This is a genomic window from Herbaspirillum sp. AP02 (assembly GCF_015767275.1).
Taxonomy (GTDB): domain Bacteria; phylum Pseudomonadota; class Gammaproteobacteria; order Burkholderiales; family Burkholderiaceae_D; genus Herbaspirillum.
Genome location: NZ_JADWMY010000002.1, coordinates 30113 through 46232 on the forward strand (window position 1 = coordinate 30113; position 16120 = coordinate 46232).

A 16120-nucleotide genomic window follows, 5' to 3' on the forward strand; every position below is an offset into this window, starting at 1 on the left:
TTTTTAAAAACAGTGGTTTTTTCTCAACGAAGTGTCCGGTGCGTCCACAACATTGGAGTTTTAAAAGCACCATCTCAACAACAGCGGATTTTCCGGCACCATCGAAATGGCCTAAGCAAAACGCCCGAAGCTGAACGTAGTAGGCCATACGAGAATCCCCCGTACAATCGAAGCCTCTTGTTTGCAGACACGTAGCAATCCCGCGTAAAATGCGGGGCTTCGCGGGTGTAGCTCAATGGTAGAGCAGAAGCTTCCCAAGCTTAAGACGAGGGTTCGATCCCCTTCACCCGCTCCATACCGCATGCGGCCTGCCGCCGGAAGCCTCCGGCACAAGAGGGGTTCAGGGCCGCGCTTCACCGATTCACGAGTCATCCATGTCTGAGAACAAATCCGGCAAGCCGCTTTTCTATGATCCGAGCGAGCGCCGCATCCGCAGCTTCGTCACGCGCACCGGGCGCGTCTCCAATGCACAGGGTCGTGCGCTGGAAGAACTGGGGCCCAGGTTCATGCTGCCCTATGCCAAGCAAGCCCTGGATCTGCAGCCCGCTTTCGGTCGCTCGGCACCGACCGTGCTGGAGATCGGCTTCGGTATGGGCGAGACCAGCGCCAAGATCGCCGCATTGATGCCGGAAAAGAATTTCATCGGCGTGGAAGTGCATACGCCCGGTGTGGGCAGCTACCTGAAGCTGGCCGGTGAAGGCAACCTGGATAACGTGCGCATCATCCAGCACGATGCCGTGGAAGTACTCAACAACATGATCGTGCCAGGCACCCTGGCGGGCGTGCACGTGTTCTTCCCCGATCCCTGGCACAAGGCGCGCCACAACAAACGCCGCCTGATCCAGGCGCCGCTGGTGCAGCTGCTGAGCTCGCGTCTGGCCGTGGGCGGTTACATCCACTGCGCCACCGACTGGGAAGACTATGCAATCCAGATGCTGGAAGTGCTGGGCGCGGAGCCGACGCTGAAGAACACCTCCACCGATCCCTCGGGCTATGCACCGCGTCCGGATTATCGTCCCACCACCAAGTTCGAGAACCGCGGCCTGCGTCTGGGGCATGGGGTCTGGGACCTGGTGTTTGAAAAGGTGGCGTAAGCGGCTTGAGCCCGGCACCGCAGGTTCGGAACACAAAATGAAAAGGCATGTCGAGATTCGACATGCCTTTTTTCCTTGGAGCGCCAGCCGCCTGCTGTTTAGCCGTCCTTATTGATCCGCGTGATCAAGGCTTCCAGCACCTCTTCTGCTCGCTCGTTGTCCACCTGACAGGTACCGGCGTTCTCGTGCCCACCGCCGCCGTATTCCAGCATCAGCGTACCGATATTGGTCTTGGCGCTACGGTTGAGAATCGACTTTCCGGTGGCGAAGACGGTGTTCTGGTTCTTCAGGCCCCACAGCACGTGGATGGAAATGTTGGTCTGCGGGAACAGGGCATAGATGATGAAGCGGTTGCCGGCAAAGATGGTCTCTTCCTTGCGCAGGTCCAGCACCACCAGGTTCTTGTGCACGGTGGCGCAGCGGCGGATCTGCTCCTTGCATTTCTCGGCATGTTCGAAATACAGCTCGCGACGTTCCTTGACGTCCGGCGAGTCCATGATCTGATCGATGGTGTGCGTCTTGCACAGTTCGATCAGGTCCATCATCAGGTTGTAGTTGGAGATGCGGAAGTCGCGGAAACGACCCAGGCCGGTGCGCGCATCCATCAGGAAGTTCAGCAGGTCCCAGCCTTGCGGGTTGAGTACTTCCTCTTCGTTGAAGCGGGCAGAGTCACCCTTGTCGACGGCGGCCATCATGTCGGCCCATGACGCCGGGAAAGTCTTGTCGCCGCCGTAGTAGTCATACACCACGCGCGCCGCCGACGGCGCCTCGGGATGGATCACGTGGTTCTTGCGTTCGCCGGTGTTGCGGATGGTCTCGGACAGGTGGTGGTCGAAGGCGAGATGCACGCCCGCAACGAAGGGCAGGTTGGTGGTGATGTCGTTGTCGCTGATGGCGATCTTGCCATCCTGCATGTCCTTGGGGTGGACGAACAGGATCTCGTCGATCATGTCCAGATGCTTCAACAAGACTGCACAGACCAGACCATCGAAGTCGCTGCGCGTGACGAGACGATATTTCTTTGCTTCCGACATGATTACATCCCCCTCCATTGATGAAATTGACGCGGTGTCGTTCATCGCCTTGACCATGGCTTGATGGCTCGCCCATGGATCATCCCTTGCGATGCAAAAGTCCATGTTACCTCGTTACCCTGGACCCAGGCGGGAATTCTTGCGACCTTCGCTGACCCTTGGCGACGGCCCGGGCCGGTATCAGTCGCGCACTTTGCCGCGCATCGATTTGATCTCGCCACGCTGTGTCTTGCTCTGCAGACGTTTCCGCTGGGAACTGCGGGTGGGGCGGGTCGGGCGGCGCGGCACCGGTACTGCCGCGGCCAGCGCCAGCATTTCCTGGAGGCGCTGCAAGGCTTCCGCCTTGTTCTTTTCCTGGCTGCGATGTGTCTGCGCCTTGATGATGATGACGCCATCCTTGCTGATGCGCTGGTCCGACCATGTCAGCAGACGTTGCTTGATCTCATCTGGCAAGGACGAAGCGTGGATATCGAAGCGCAGGTGGATCGCGCTCGATACCTTGTTGACGTTCTGTCCGCCTGCGCCTTGTGCGCGGATGGCCGTCAGTTCGACTTCTTCCTCGGGGATCAGCGGGACGGAAATGGTTAAGTCCTCTGTTGAAATTCAGGCAGACGGCAGGCCGGCATCGAGCATGATCTCGATGCGTTCCTTGCCCTTGCCGATGTTCTTGCGCTTGAGCCGAACCGCGCCCACTTCGGCAGTGGTGCGCGGGTGCGTACCGCCGCAGGCCATCCGCGCGAATCCTTCGACTTCCCAATAGCGACGCCCTGCCTGTTCATCGCTGAAGGCGGTGACGATCGGCAATCCCGCTGCGACCAGCCGTTGCGTGGCGACCTCGATTTCCCCGAACAGCGGCGCCAGACTGGTTTCGCTGGCGAAATCCACGCGCGCCTTGTCCGCTGCGATATGGGCGCCGATGCGTTCGATCCCGGGGCGCAACTGGTACACCAGCTGCAGCACCATCTCGGCGGCGAAATGCAGGCGCATCAGGCGGTACCGGCGCTCCCAGTCGATGTTCATCTTCACTGCATCGCCGACCTGCAATCCATGCCCGGTCGGCAGCGTGTAGACGATGGACATGTCGCGCTTTTCCGCCGTAAGGACCGGTTGGCCGCCGAGCATGCCGGCGTCGCTCTCCTGCCCTCCGGAGAAGGCGAAGAAGATGGTGTCGGCCACCTGCACCTGATCGCCATCGAGGTGGGTGATCACGGTATCAAGCTCGGTCTGGTAGGGTGCCGACCAGAAGATCTTGTGCGTCATGGAATTCGTTCGCAAGGGATAAGAGGGTGTGCCAACGTCGGCAGCCGCCGATTCTACGCCGGAAGTGCTGGTTGACCCAGGCCTGCCTGCGGTTCAGGCCGGCATGGGCGTCAGCAGTGCTTCGATGCCTGCGATATCGACCTCATCTCGTTGCGCCGGTCGCAGCATGTCATCGGCATAGTTCTGCCACAGCCGGCTACGCAGGAAATAGCGGAACAATTCCGCATCCAGATGGCGGTCGCGGCACATGAAGGCCATGATGCGCAGGGATTCCGACAAGGTCTTGGCCGGCTTGTAGGGGCGGTCGGCCGCCGTCAGTGCTTCGAATACATCGGCCAGCGCCATCACGCGATCCTGCAAGGGCAGCTCGCCCGCCAGCAGGCCGCGTGGATAGCCGGTGCCATCCATTTTCTCGTGATGGTTGGCGGCCGTGTCAGGCACGCTCTTGAGCGAATCGGGCCAGGGCAGGCTCTTGAGCATCACCAGGGTTTGCACGATGTGGTTGTTGATGGCGAAGCGGTCTTCCTCGGTCAGCGTGCCGCGCCGTACCGTCAGGTTGTGCAGTTCGCCCATGTTCTGCCGATAGCGCGGCAGCTTCATGTTGAAGCCCAGTGTGTTGCGCGGGTCACCGCGTTCGACCGCCGGACGATGTTCCTCATCCCACGCCACCATGTGCTCCGGCCGATCGGCCAGCAGCTGCTCGGTCTGCGGCAATGCCTGGGACGGCTGACCGCCACGCGCTGCTGCCAGGCGGCGGGCTTCCTCATCGGCCAGTCCGAGGCTGTCGTCGAAGTGACGTTGCCAGGTCTGCGCAGCAATCTGGTGCAACTGGGCGATGGCTTGCTCGGACATCGCTTCGCTCCCCACATTGCATTGCGCGACGAAGGTAAAATCTTCGCGCAGCCGCGTGCGCCTTTCCTCAAGCCGCAGCCGCAGTGCCTCGGCCTGCGCCGGCGCCAGTGCCGGCAGGTAGTCGTGCAGGAGCTCCAGTTCGGCATCGCGCCACAGGACCTCGAAGCGCATCCTTACCTCGTGGATACGGTTGTGGATCACCTCCAGCTTGGTGGCCTTGTCCACGATGTGCTCGGGACTGGTGACCTTGCCGCAATCGTGCAGCAGCGCGGCCAGCTGGAAGGCGTAACGCTGGTCCTCGTTCATGCTGAAGTCGGCGTAGCGACCCTCCTGCTCCTTCTCCAGGCTTTCCGCCAACCTGATGGCCAGGTAGGGCACCCGTTCGCAATGGCCGCCGGTATAGGGGCTCTTGGCATCGATGGCGTCGGCCATCAGGCGGATCAGGGATTCCAGCAAGGCCTTCTGGCTGGCGATCAGCTGGCGCGTCTCGATGGCCACGGCCAGCATGCCCGACAGCCGGCGCGCAAAGGCCAGGAAGCGCGGGTCCTCGTGTGCGCTGTCGTGCGCATGCATCAGCACCAGCAACCCTTCCAGCGAGCCATTGCGGCCGCGCAGGTCCAGTTCCACGCGCAGCCGGTTGTCGTCGGTTTCGCTGGCGATGCCGGCGGCAGGAGCGTGTTCATCGTAGGCCATCGTATCGGTCAGCCCGCACTGCTGGCCATAGGCTGCGGCACGCTGCATATGGTGACTCTCACGCTGCCATAGGTAGACCGCACCGCCATCGCAGCGGGTAGCCTGCACGAATTTCTCCAGCACCTGCTGCAACATCTCCTCGACGTGGACCTCGGTGCTGAGAATGGCGCTGATGTCGAGAAAGGCTTCCACTGTCAGGCTGACGTGGTCCACCATCTCGGTGAGCATATTGATTTCGCGCAATGCGCTGTGCTTGCGGCCCTGAGTGCGGAAGTCGAAACGCGACATCCGTCCGGCCTGCTGTGCCAGTCGTTCCATGCTGCGTCCGATGGCGCGGCCGGCCCACCAGCCCAGGGGCAGGAAGGCGATCACCAGCAGCAGGGCGACCAGCACCAGGGTCTTGCGGTTGCGATCCAGTTGTCCCAGCAATTCGTCGCCGGGCGCGGAGATCAGGAGATTGAGGGTGTGGCCGTCGATCACATTGAACGGTAGTGACAGGCCCAGCCACTCCCGGCCGTTGACGTCGTAGAGCGCGCGCTGCTCACCCGCCCTGGACTTGGCCGCCAGCAGCGACAGGCTGACCACATCCAGCTCGGCCAGGCTGCGGAAGCGGAAGTTGTCGCCATCCTGTTCCAGGACCCGGTCCATATCGCTGTAGGCGATCACCTTGTCGTTCTCATCCACCAGCGCTAGCTCGCTGTGCGGCGTCAGGCGCAGGTTACCCAGGCTGGCGGCGAGGTCATCGAGCGTCATGTCGATGGCCACCACCGCGTCACTGTTGCGGGCGCGCTGCGACAGGCTGATGCCGATCTGGCGCGTGGTGAAGAACACATAGGGTGCCGAAATCGCCGGTGCCAGCGAACGATCGGCGCTCGCATACCAGGGACGGGTACGGGGGTCGAAACGGTAGTCGGGCTGGTCTTGCTGGGCCAACAGTGTCAGTTCGGCGTTATAGAAACGGTATTGCCCCTTTTGCTCGTCGGCGGCGTTGCGGGTGATGGTCTGCACCAGAAAGGTCGCTGTCGTCGGCGCGCCAAAGAACGCGCGCTGCTCGGCGCCGCGTAGCGCCCGCACCAGCAGGAAGTCGCCATTGGGATAGCCCACATAGACCGCCGAGACCAGCGGGTTGGCGACCATGTCGATGGAGAAGGCGGCAATGCGCGTGAGACGTTCGTCCAGGGTGCCGGCCTGCGTGATGGGATCGAATGCCAGCTGGCGCAGCGTGGCCACGGCAGGGTCGATGATGCGACGCGAGCGTTCCGTCATGATGCGCCCGGCGTCCTCGGCCGAGCGTTCGGCCATGTCCAGCAGCACCTGGCGCGCGCCCCACCAGCCTACTGATACCAGCACCACCGCCAGTAGGATCATGCCCGCCATCACTAGTGCCGAAATACCGAAGCGCACGGGCAAGCCGGGCAGGTTGGCATCGTTGTCGGCCGCATCGGGCGAGGGACGTTCGGGAAGGGGCATTGAGCACGCAGGGACTGGTGACATGCAGCGAAACCCGCGATGCCGTTTGCAGCGCCAGGCACAGGCGCAAACGGGACACGGCCATTCGAGCGAATATACCGGAATTACGCGAAAGGGGCATAAAGCGGTTAAGCGGTTTTTCTTCCCCCTGATTGCCGTTTCGATTCCCGGGGCGTAAGTGGGCTTTACTCGCGCTGCGAGCGGTTGAGCGACGGGTTAGCTCGTAAAAACCACATCTTCGCCAACAAGTTGCTGCTATTGCCACCTATCTCTGGTACAATACGATTTGTACTTGCATCAAGTTGCATTCTTGTTGGTTCCAATTCCGCCTGACTGTCGTTCCCTCCTCGGTCGTTCTGTTTTCTTTCCTTCGGTTTCAGTTCTTGGTCTCAAGTGCCTTGCAGGCATGTTGCCTTCATTCGTCCCAAACTTTCCAAAGGAATAAACATGAGCACTCAAACTGGCGTAGTCAAATGGTTCAACGATGCCAAGGGCTTCGGCTTCATCACTCCTGATGCCGGTGGCGCCGACCTCTTCGCGCATTTCCAGGACATCCAGTCCAACGGCTTCCGCAGCCTGGCAGAAAACCAGCGCGTGTCGTTTGACCGTGGCGTCGGCCCCAAGGGTGAAAAGGCCACCAACATCAAGGTCATCTAAGACCTCGATCGTCGCGCAAGCGAACCCGAACATCCGCGCTGTCCACGCCTGAACGCCATGGTATTCCATACGTTCCGATGGCCAGGCAGGCAGCGCAGTGGCATCATCCTCGTCCCGCACGAGGGCTTCCTCGGATCGACACCCGGCAGATAGTCAGGGTCGATCTCCGATACGGAAGAAGATGATGTCAGCCCTGCTTGCATCAGGGGCGCAGCACTTCGTTGCGCCCACGATGCGCGGGGCGCGGCCGGCGATAGCCAGTGGCCAGTCACATGTGGCCGTGCAGATAGCGCGGACATGCGGCAGGCACAGCAGATCGTCCGCCGCCCACGGGCGAGTCCCGTGGAGCAAATAGTTAATTAATCGCTCGTAGATGGAGTGACTGGACCGCACAATCCCAGGGATATGGCGGGGCCAGGACAGACAAGACGAACACCTGGAGTACGATCGCACCGACCAGATAGGTCGGGCCGGTCAGATCCACGGCACCCTGCAGATAGCATCGGTCGTGGTGAATCCAGCGTTAATCAATGAACGGCCCGCCTCATTCCAGGCGGGCTTTTTGCGTTTTGGGCGGCCGATATCTCAGTCGAAACCGCGTACCCGCTCCTTGTCCATGCGTGGCAATTCCCAATGGAATCGGATGGCCAGCAGACGCACCGAAAAGCCCAGCAGCAGTGAGCTCAGCGTGGCGATGCGGCTGTCGATCTGCAGATGCAGGATCAGCACATACAGGGTGCCGGTCAGCAGCGATACGCTGGCATAGATCTCCCGCCGCAGCACCAGCGGGATTTCGTTGCACAGCACGTCACGCAGCAGACCACCGAATACGCCCGTGACCATCCCCAGCATGACGACGATGGCGGGATGGAAGTTGTCGAAGCTGCGGGCGATGTCGCAGCCGATGATGGTGAAGGCCACCAGCCCCAGCGCATCCACCACTAGGAAGGCCGATTTGAAGTGATGCAGCGCGCGCGCCGCGACGGCTGCCACGATGGCCGCGCAGATGGTGAAGGCCAGGTATTCCGGATGCGCCACCCAGCCCAGCGGGTAGTGACCGATCAGGATATCGCGCACGGTGCCGCCGCCGAGTGCGGCCACCGTGCCAATGAGGCAGATGCCGAAGATGTCCATATCCTTGCGGATACCCATGAGCGCGCCGGAGATGGCTTCGGCGCAGATGGCGATCAGGTAGATGGTATGCAGCAGCATGGCAGGGTCCGGGCGAGCCGAAGAGTCGGATTGCCCGGATTATTGCACGCCTCCCTGCGCAGGGCGATTACCTGCTTCGCCATCCTTGCCGGCAATGCAAACGCGACCCTCGCCAGCATGGGCGACGCGGTCGCGTGACGTGGCCGGTTCAGGCCGTGGTATCGATGATGTTGCCGATCGCCTTGATACCCGAGCTGACACTGTCAGCCACGGCGTGCGCGGCCGAGGAGACGGCGTCGGCGGTGCTGTCGTAGGCGCTTTCGATCTCGTCACCCACTTCCACGGCGACGTTCTTGATCGGTTGGATGATGGTGTTGTAGAAACCGCCGTTGCTGGAGGAGACGGAAGATACGCTCATGTGAAACTCCCTTGTTGTGAGATCGGAGGAGCCCGGCGCCTCGCATCGGCAACGTCACCGATTTCGGATGTGGCCGGGCAGGAGTTCATCATAAGCAAGCGCGACGACCATGCAAAGGTGCCGCACCCCGCCGCACGCGTAAAGATATGCAATGCTGTGTAAAGCCCGCCGCCTGCGACCTCACTGCGCCAGCATCCGCGCCGGGTCCGGCTGGCGCGATGACCTGCCTGCCAGGGTAACCCCCGGGCGCCTGCCCTCATGGCTGATCTTGAAGACCGACATGGCCTGGCTCAACTTCACCGCCTGGTCGCGCAGGTTTTCGGCGGCAGCTGCTGCCTGCTCCACCAGCGCCGCGTTCTGCTGCGTGGTTTCGTCGATGGCATTGACCGCCTGGTTCAGTTGCTCGATGCCGCCACTCTGCTCGTTGCTGGCCACCGTGATCTCGGCCATGGTCACCGCCATGTTTTCCACCGCGCCGCCCAGGTCCCCCATGGCTTGCGCGGTTTCGCGCACCAACTGGTTGCCGCTTTCCACCTTCGCGCGAGAGTCGTCGATCAGTCCCTTGATGTCCTTGGCGGCCGCGGCCGAGCGCTGCGCCAGCGTGCGCACCTCGGAGGCCACCACCGCAAAGCCGCGTCCCTGCTCACCAGCACGGGCCGCTTCGACGGCCGCATTCAGCGCCAGGATGTTGGTCTGGAAGGAGATGCCGTCGATGAGCGAGATGATGTCGACGATCTTGTGCGAGGCCGTATCGATCTCTTCCATGGTCTTGCCCATGCGTTGCACCGATTGGCCGCCGCGCTGGGCGATGGACGAGGCCGACTGCGCCTGGCGGTCGGCATTGGCGGCCGAGTCGGCATTCTGGCGCACGGTGGCGGCGAACTGCTCGACGCTGGAAGCGGTCTCCTCCAGCGCCGAGGCCTGCGATTCCGTGCGGCCGGACAGATCCATGTTGCCGCTGGCGATTTCGCCGGTGGAGATGGTCATCGATTCCACATTGCGTCGCACGTCGCCGATGATGGCGCGCAGGTTGACGTTGAGTTGTTGCAGCGCCTGTAGCAGCAGGCCCATGTCGCCCCGGGCATCGGTGTCGATGAGCAGGTCGAGGTCACCACCGGCCAGGCCATGCACGGACTTGATGGCCCGCTGCAGCGGCGCAACGATGCTCGCGTGCAGCAGCGCCCACGACCCCAGCAGCAAGGCCAGGCCGACGGCTGTCCCCAGCCACACGGCGTATGGGCTGCCGCCGGCGCGTTGTACGGCACTTCCGGCGACGATGCCGCCCAGCAGGAATATCAGCGTCAGCACGCTCATGGTCCATCCCAGCCGCCTGGCCACCGACAGCTCGCGCAACCCCTGCAGCCAGCCGATCAGGCCAGTGCGGACCACGGCACCGCGATGAATGCGCACGCCGCGTGCCTGGCCGGCGACGAAGCGCCGATACGCCGCATCGGCGGCCTGCACTTGTTCACGCGAAGGGCGGGTACGTACCGACATGTAGCCGACGACGTGGCCGTTTTCCCGCACCGGCGTCACGTTGGCCTGCACCCAGTAATAGTCACCGTTCTTGCAGCGGTTCTTGACCAGCCCGTTCCAGGGAAGGCCGGCCTTGAGTGTGGTCCACATGTCGGCAAAGGCTTCGCGCGGCATCTCCGGGTGACGCACGATATTCTGTGGCGCGCCGATCAGTTCGGTCTCGTCAAAGCCGCTGATTTCAACGAAGTAAGGATTGACGTAAAGGATGTTGCCTTGCAGGTCGGTCTTGGAAACGATGGATTTGCCATCCTCCAGCAACTGTTCATTGGTGGTGATCGGTAGATTCGTGCGCATGCTTGCCCCCGTGCCTTCGGACCGCCTGACCCTGCCCAGGCCACGGTCCTGCCGCTGTTATAGAAAGCTGCAGCGCTTCTTTCCCCAAGCGTGGCAGCCCCGTTTTTCAAGACAGGCCATGATTGAGGCCTGACGTGGAATCCTGGGTCGGTGCGAAGGCGATCCATGGCCTTTCCGCAATGAATGTTCCCCGCCAGCCTGTCTCGGCGTGATCAAGGGAACACGGAAACCACGATGCCTTGAATCTAAACGTTGGCTGGCCTTTTCGATCTGAGAAAAAGGCAGGCATTTCCAACTGAAACCTTTGAAATCGTGGCGTTTTCTTGTGCAGGGCTTGCGTCATCGGATAGTTTCCCGGCGTCATCGGCCGGGCCGTCATGCATCACTGCCGAGGCTGTACCTGGAACAGAACTCCTTGTGGCACCAGCTCGACCGACAGCAACTGATCGGCCACGACTTCGGTCATGCGTTGTCCTGGATTATCCAGAGCGACCGTGGTCAGGCGGGTAATGAGCGGCAGCAGCTTGTCCTGGCCGGAAGCGATGAAGCTGCGCGCGGCGCTGGAGGAACAGATGAGAAATTCATCGCGGGCGCCCTGGGTCTTGTTGGTCAGCATCACGCCCACGTTGCGCAGCTCGCCGTTCTTGTTGAGCGTACCGATGATGGTGGTCTGGGCCGGACCGACCTTGGCGTCGAGCACGTAATCGTACTGGCCGGGATGCAGGCGGTCCGCATCCAGCATGTAAAGACGGGCCATGTGCTCGGGCTCTTCCACCTGCATGTCCTTGAGCACATCGGCCAGGCGCTCATTGAAGCGCGCAGCGAATTGCTTTGGGGTCACGCCCAGTGTGATCTGTGCAGCTTCGTGCTCGGCCAGTTGCTGGTCGATGCGTCGGTCGCAGCCTGCCGTGAGCAGCGCCAGCATGAGCGTGACGCCGGACAAGAAACGCAGCGGGGAGCGAAGAGGTGTCGGCATGGTTATCAAATTGTCGCGTGTTTTGCGCATTGTGCATCATTACGGAGACATGAAAGCTGTCCCAGATCAATCGTCCCGCCTGCGCCTGTGTGGGTTGGTGATAAAGTGTCGAGCCAAACAGACGCGTATCGACGCGCATCAATACAACTGCACAACAGCGCAACAGCGTAACCGCGTAACCGCCCGGACAAGACGCCATGACCGACCATCCAGCCCAGTCCCCTTCCGTCCCTGCTTCTGGCCCGAGCGCGGACGGCGTCGCCCCTGTTTCTGACCTGCATGAACTGCGCGACATCATCCGCCGCTTTTCCGGCGAGCGCGACTGGTTGCGCTTCCACACCTCCAAGAATCTGGTCATGGCCCTGTCGGTGGAAGTGGCCGAGCTGATGGAGCATTTCCAGTGGCTGCCGACCGGTGCCATGCACGAGCTTGACGACGCCGCGCGCGAAGGCATCCGGCACGAGATGGCCGACGTGCTGGTCTACCTGATCCAGCTGGCCGACCATACCGGCGTCGACCTGCGCAGCGCCGTGCTGGAGAAGATGGAACTGAACCGCCGCAAGTACCCGGTCGAGCTGGCACGCGGCAACGCCCGCAAATACGATGTGCTGGCCGCTTCGGCAGCAGCCGACGCCACCGGCGGCGATGCCGGTCAGGCGCGCTGAGCCGGTTGTCGTCCCTTATCCCTTAGCCAGTCTTCCCTGCCGTACGGAGCCCGCCTTGAACAACTGGAATGACGGTTACGTCGTCGACATCGCCTACACCTATGGCTACTACCCGGGCATGAACCCGGCGCGCCTGCCGCTGGCCTTCGCCTTCCACGGCTTGCGTGCGCCGGCCATCCAGACCGCCTGTGAGCTGGGTTTCGGCCAGGGGCTGTCGACCAATTTCCACGCGGCTGCGTCCGGCACGCGCTGGTGGGGCAATGATTTCAACCCGTTGCAGGCGGCCTTCGCCCGCGAACTGGCGGCTGCCAGCGGCAGCGGGGCACAACTGGAGGATTCCAGCTTCTCGCATTTCTGCCGCCGCGACGACCTGCCCGACTTCGACTTCATCGCCCTGCACGGCATCTGGAGCTGGGTCTCGCAGGAAAACCGCGAGATCATCTTCGACTTCATCGACCGCAAGCTCAAGCCCGGTGGCGTGCTCTACCTGAGCTACAACACCCAGCCCGGCTGGTCGGCGTTCATGCCGCTGCGCGACCTGCTGGTGCAGCACACCCAGCAGGTCGGCAATGACGAGCAGGGTTTGCCCACCGCCGCCCGCATCGATGCTGCGCTGGCCTTCGCCGCACAGATGTTCGAGACCGATCCGGTCTATGCCCAGGCCAACCCCTTCATGCGCGACCGCCTCAAGATCCTGCAGCAGCAACCGCGCAGCTATCTCGCCCACGAATACTTCAATCGCGACTGGCATGCCGAGGCCTTCGCCGACATCCATCGCTGCCTGGCGCGTGCCGGTCTGCAGTTCGCCTGCCCGGCGCACTACATCGACCACCTCGACATGGCCAACCTGACCCCCGCCCAGCGCCAGTGCCTGGCCGGGATCAGCGACCCGGTGCTGTACCAGAGCGTGCGCGACTTCATGGTCAACCAGACCTTCCGGCGCGATTACTGGGTGCGCGGCGGGGAGGTCCTCGACGAGCGCCAGCGGGTACAGGCGCTGGCGCTGCAGAGCGTGGTCCTGCTGACCGAACCGGACAAGGTGCCGTTGACCATCCAGAACGTGGCCTCCGAGATCACCCTCAACCGCCTGATCTACGAGCCCATCCTGCAAGCCCTGTCGGACTACCAGCCCCACACCCTGGTCGACCTGGCGGCGACGCTGGCCCATCGCAACCTGAATCTCTCGCAAGTGATCGACTCTGCACTGATGTTGATCGGCACCGGCCATGCCGCACCGCTGCCGGCCGAGTCGGACGCCGCCACCCAGGCCCAGATCGCGCGTCGGACGGGCGACCTGAATGCCTGGCTGCTGCAGCGCGCCGCGATGGCGCCGGCCAATGGCAATGCGGGCCACGCGGGCGACGAGGGGGACGTCACTCATCTGGTCAGCCCGCTCACCGGTGGCGGCGTGCGCGTGGATCGCGTCGAGCAGCTGTTCCTGCTGGCGCGCCAGCATTGCGGCGATGACCTCGATGCCTGGCCGGCCCAGGTCTGGCGCTACGTCGCGGCGCAAGGCAAACGCCTGGTTCGCGACGGCGTGCGGCTGGAAGGCGAAGAGGAAAACCTGGCTGAACTGGCGACCCAGGCCAGGCTCTTCGCACGTACCCGGTTGCCGTTGCTGCAGGCCTTGCAGGTGGCTTGATGGCAGGCCCGGCGCGCCAATCACCACCGCAATCCTCACCACAATCCTCACGGTGTCGCCGAGCAGGGCGGGCGTCGACACGCCGGATGACATTGCGCGTTGCATCGCAGCGTCCGAGCCTGTAGCATTTCGCGTGGCCGTATTGCCGGCCGTCACTGCCGCGCTTGCAGCCCCCGGCGCCGGAATTCTTTTAAGGAAAGTCGGTTTTCTGCCTATGTCCCTGTCCCGCACACTTCAAACACGCCTGACCCTGGCCATCACCGCCGCCGTGGTCATCACCGCTGCCGTCCTGACCGCCATGGTATGGGGCGGCAGCACGCAGGTCCTGGCTGGCGCCGCCATCGCGCTGGTACTGCTGTCGGCACTATTGTCCTGGCTGCTGCTGGGCCAGTTGCTGCGCCCCTTGAGCGGTCTGGAAGGCGAACTGCAGAACCTGCAGAGCGAGCGCAAGCAATTGGTGGAGCAGCGCGACGATGCGCGCGTCCATCTGGATGAAATGGAAAAGACCCTGGCCCGCGTCGGCCTGGAGGATGCGCTCACGGGGCTTGCCAACCGCCGCCAGTTCGAGCGCGGCCTGCTGGAGGAATTCAACCGCGCTGCCCGCACCAATCTTTCCCTGGCGGTGATCATGATCGACATCGACCTGTTCGATGAATACAACTCCGCCTACGGCCGCATGGCCGGCGACAAGGTGCTGCGCCGGGTGGGCAGCGCCATCCGCGATACCAACGTGCGGCCGGAAGACCTGCTCTCGCGCTTCGGTACCCAGGAAATCGCGGTTCTGCTGCCAGGTTCGAAGCTGGACGGGGCGCTGATCGTGGCCGAGCGCATCCGCAAGTCGATCGAGCAACTCGATATCACCCACAGCGCCAGCCCGACCGGACGGGTGACCATCAGCATCGGTATCGCTTCGGTGACGCCACAGCGCCAGGTCGACGAGCCCGAGACGGTGCTGCGCGAATCGGAACAGGCACTGGCGCTGGCCAAGTCTTCCGGCCGCGACTGTATCCGCACCACCGAGGATATGGGCAAGACGCACGCCTGAGCCGGCCCCTTGCCCAGGACGGGGCGCTCCGGAGTCATCCGGAGTACAAATGGAAAAATGCCGCGCGTTGCAATCTGCAGCGCGCGGCATTTTTCCTGGACAGGCGAGGGCGGCGTTGCGCTGTCGCGTCAGGGCTGTTCCGGCCCGGGCACCAGGAATTTGGACTTGGCGCAATACATCTTGGCATTGGTATCGTTGTAGACGATCTTGCTGCCAGCCTGCGACTGTCGGACTGGATAGGCCGTGTCATCCTCGGGCGTGAAGCGGATGCCCAGCGCTGCCTTGATGGCATCGGTCAGCTTGACCGGTGTGGTGTTGAAGTAGGCTCCGATGAAATCGGCCTGGCTGCTGCTGTCATTGATCAGGAAGTCGGTGGCCTGCATGCCCCATAGCGAGACATTGGTGGCCTTGAACCAGTAGGCGCCGCCCTCGGTCTTGTAGGGCGGTCCGAAGGCCGCCACCAGGTAATCGAAGAAATACTTGCTGTTGAGCTGGTTCAGGCAGAGCAGGGCGTTACCGACCTCGATACCGAAGCTGGGCTGCGGCGCGGCGTGCGCCGCCGGTGCGACGCTGGCCGCGCAGGCCAGTGCCAGCGCCAGGAGGCGGTTGGTCAGGCGGGTTACGATCTTCAAACGGACTCCCGGAAGTTGCCGTGACGGCATGTTATCTGTGTGGCCAGGCAATGCGGGCCAGGGAGTCGATTGTAGGGGGCTTTTGCCGATTTTTCCAATCCGTACTGCAGCGCGGCATTTTTTGCGGCGGATGCGCCGCTAGCGCTTGCGCCTCAAGACGCGGTCGCCGCGTGCCGATGGCCCGTCCGCCGGCGCTTCCTCGGCGGCCAGGTGATCCAGTCCGTCGAGGAAGGAGGCAATCCCCGTCCCCTTCACCAACACACAGGGTTTGCCGAGTTTCTTGCAGGTGCTCTTGACCAGGTGATAAGCGTTATGACTGATGTTGCCGGAAGCGCAGATGACGATGTCAGCCGCTGCCAGCATGGGGGTGAGACGATGCAGGTTGTCTTCGCGGCCACCATCGTGATGCAGGAATCGGCCGGCGCGTATTTCGATCTCGGCGCGATAGTGGTTGCGGGCGCCGGTGAGACCACCCACGCACAGCACGCAGCGGTCGGCCAGCGAAACGGCGGCATTGGCCGCGATGGGAGAGGGCAGGGCAGCACGCATGAGACAGACTCGCCGGAAGTGGTGGACGGTTCCAGCCTACCTGCCAGCTCCTGCCATGCGAACGAATCAATTTGCAGCTACATATGCGGTTTGCGTTGAGGTCGCAGCATGCGCGCCTGGATCGCACGCGGGACGGGCGGTTGTGGTGTCA

At 62.7% G+C, this 16120-nt stretch carries 15 protein-coding genes and 1 tRNA gene; 6 read left to right on the forward strand and 10 right to left on the reverse strand.

Annotated elements, in window-relative coordinates:
- Positions 1–221: 221 nt before the first annotated feature.
- Positions 222–295, forward strand: a tRNA-Gly gene (locus I5R65_RS06075).
- Positions 296–374: 79 nt separating this feature from the next.
- On the forward strand, positions 375–1094 hold the full coding sequence (trmB, locus tag I5R65_RS06080) for a tRNA (guanosine(46)-N7)-methyltransferase TrmB (RefSeq protein WP_180665409.1): 720 nt from the start codon (positions 375–377) through the stop codon (positions 1092–1094).
- A 98-nt stretch (positions 1095–1192) separates the two neighbouring features.
- Here trmB and I5R65_RS06085 read toward each other — a convergent pair whose 3' ends face one another.
- The 4 genes from I5R65_RS06085 to I5R65_RS06100 all read right to left on the reverse strand — a co-directional run bounded on the left by I5R65_RS06085 (position 1193) and on the right by I5R65_RS06100 (position 6403).
- On the reverse strand, positions 1193–2128 hold the full coding sequence (locus I5R65_RS06085; RefSeq protein ID WP_180665411.1) for an exopolyphosphatase: 936 nt from the start codon (positions 2126–2128) through the stop codon (positions 1193–1195).
- A gap of 180 nt (positions 2129–2308) precedes the next feature.
- A complete protein-coding gene (gene arfB / locus I5R65_RS06090; protein WP_196872164.1) occupies positions 2309–2698 on the reverse strand; it encodes an alternative ribosome rescue aminoacyl-tRNA hydrolase ArfB in 390 nt (129 codons plus the stop codon).
- A 33-nt stretch (positions 2699–2731) separates the two neighbouring features.
- A complete protein-coding gene (locus I5R65_RS06095; protein WP_180665413.1) occupies positions 2732–3388 on the reverse strand; it encodes an alanyl-tRNA editing protein in 657 nt (218 codons plus the stop codon).
- A gap of 93 nt (positions 3389–3481) precedes the next feature.
- Positions 3482–6403, reverse strand: a complete 2922-nt coding sequence (locus I5R65_RS06100; RefSeq protein WP_180665415.1) for an HD domain-containing phosphohydrolase — start codon at positions 6401–6403, stop codon at positions 3482–3484.
- 447 nt (positions 6404–6850) lie between these two features.
- Between I5R65_RS06100 and I5R65_RS06105 the strand changes: the two genes are divergently transcribed.
- On the forward strand, positions 6851–7060 hold the full coding sequence (locus I5R65_RS06105) for a cold-shock protein (protein WP_180665417.1): 210 nt from the start codon (positions 6851–6853) through the stop codon (positions 7058–7060).
- Between the two features lie 585 nt (positions 7061–7645).
- On the opposite strand, the gene I5R65_RS06110 is transcribed toward I5R65_RS06105, so the two are convergent.
- From I5R65_RS06110 to I5R65_RS06125, 4 genes are all read right to left on the reverse strand, one after another.
- Positions 7646–8272 carry a trimeric intracellular cation channel family protein gene (locus I5R65_RS06110; RefSeq protein WP_180665419.1) on the reverse strand — a complete coding sequence of 209 codons (627 nt, stop codon included), beginning with the start codon at positions 8270–8272 and terminating at the stop codon, positions 7646–7648.
- Positions 8273–8420: 148 nt separating this feature from the next.
- Complete coding sequence (locus I5R65_RS06115) at positions 8421–8630, reverse strand: protamine P1 domain containing protein (RefSeq protein WP_180665421.1); 210 nt, start codon at positions 8628–8630, stop codon at positions 8421–8423.
- A 180-nt stretch (positions 8631–8810) separates the two neighbouring features.
- Positions 8811–10460 carry a PAS domain-containing methyl-accepting chemotaxis protein gene (locus tag I5R65_RS06120; RefSeq protein ID WP_180665423.1) on the reverse strand — a complete coding sequence of 550 codons (1650 nt, stop codon included), beginning with the start codon at positions 10458–10460 and terminating at the stop codon, positions 8811–8813.
- Positions 10461–10842: 382 nt separating this feature from the next.
- A complete protein-coding gene (locus tag I5R65_RS06125; RefSeq protein ID WP_231395094.1) occupies positions 10843–11436 on the reverse strand; it encodes an attG domain containing protein in 594 nt (197 codons plus the stop codon).
- Between the two features lie 197 nt (positions 11437–11633).
- Here I5R65_RS06125 and I5R65_RS06130 point away from each other — a divergent pair, with 197 nt between their 5' ends.
- The 3 genes from I5R65_RS06130 to I5R65_RS06140 all read left to right on the forward strand — a co-directional run bounded on the left by I5R65_RS06130 (position 11634) and on the right by I5R65_RS06140 (position 14788).
- Positions 11634–12101, forward strand: coding sequence for a nucleotide pyrophosphohydrolase (locus I5R65_RS06130; RefSeq protein WP_180665427.1), 468 nt, complete (start codon positions 11634–11636; stop codon positions 12099–12101).
- Positions 12102–12156: 55 nt separating this feature from the next.
- Positions 12157–13743: a methyltransferase regulatory domain-containing protein gene (locus tag I5R65_RS06135; protein ID WP_180665429.1), complete on the forward strand. Its 1587-nt coding sequence runs from the start codon at positions 12157–12159 to the stop codon at positions 13741–13743.
- Positions 13744–13957: 214 nt separating this feature from the next.
- On the forward strand, positions 13958–14788 hold the full coding sequence (locus I5R65_RS06140; RefSeq protein WP_180665431.1) for a diguanylate cyclase: 831 nt from the start codon (positions 13958–13960) through the stop codon (positions 14786–14788).
- A gap of 128 nt (positions 14789–14916) precedes the next feature.
- Here the strand turns inward: I5R65_RS06140 and I5R65_RS06145 are convergent, their stop codons facing one another.
- A complete protein-coding gene (locus tag I5R65_RS06145) occupies positions 14917–15420 on the reverse strand; it encodes a hypothetical protein (protein WP_180665433.1) in 504 nt (167 codons plus the stop codon).
- A 138-nt stretch (positions 15421–15558) separates the two neighbouring features.
- Positions 15559–15969, reverse strand: a complete 411-nt coding sequence (locus I5R65_RS06150) for a DUF2325 domain-containing protein (protein ID WP_180665435.1) — start codon at positions 15967–15969, stop codon at positions 15559–15561.
- Positions 15970–16120 lie beyond the last annotated feature (151 nt).

Coding starts and splice junctions, on each gene's coding strand:
- trmB (WP_180665409.1), top strand. CDS start 375: ATGTCTGAGAACAAATCCGGCAAGCCGCTTTTCTATGATCCGAGCGAG.
- I5R65_RS06085 (WP_180665411.1), bottom strand. CDS start 2,128: ATGTCGGAAGCAAAGAAATATCGTCTCGTCACGCGCAGCGACTTCGAT.
- I5R65_RS06095 (WP_180665413.1), bottom strand. CDS start 3,388: ATGACGCACAAGATCTTCTGGTCGGCACCCTACCAGACCGAGCTTGAT.
- I5R65_RS06100 (WP_180665415.1), bottom strand. CDS start 6,403: ATGCCCCTTCCCGAACGTCCCTCGCCCGATGCGGCCGACAACGATGCC.
- I5R65_RS06105 (WP_180665417.1), top strand. CDS start 6,851: ATGAGCACTCAAACTGGCGTAGTCAAATGGTTCAACGATGCCAAGGGC.
- I5R65_RS06110 (WP_180665419.1), bottom strand. CDS start 8,272: ATGCTGCTGCATACCATCTACCTGATCGCCATCTGCGCCGAAGCCATC.
- I5R65_RS06115 (WP_180665421.1), bottom strand. CDS start 8,630: ATGAGCGTATCTTCCGTCTCCTCCAGCAACGGCGGTTTCTACAACACC.
- I5R65_RS06120 (WP_180665423.1), bottom strand. CDS start 10,460: ATGCGCACGAATCTACCGATCACCACCAATGAACAGTTGCTGGAGGAT.
- I5R65_RS06125 (WP_231395094.1), bottom strand. CDS start 11,436: ATGCCGACACCTCTTCGCTCCCCGCTGCGTTTCTTGTCCGGCGTCACG.
- I5R65_RS06130 (WP_180665427.1), top strand. CDS start 11,634: ATGACCGACCATCCAGCCCAGTCCCCTTCCGTCCCTGCTTCTGGCCCG.
- I5R65_RS06140 (WP_180665431.1), top strand. CDS start 13,958: ATGTCCCTGTCCCGCACACTTCAAACACGCCTGACCCTGGCCATCACC.
- I5R65_RS06150 (WP_180665435.1), bottom strand. CDS start 15,969: ATGCGTGCTGCCCTGCCCTCTCCCATCGCGGCCAATGCCGCCGTTTCG.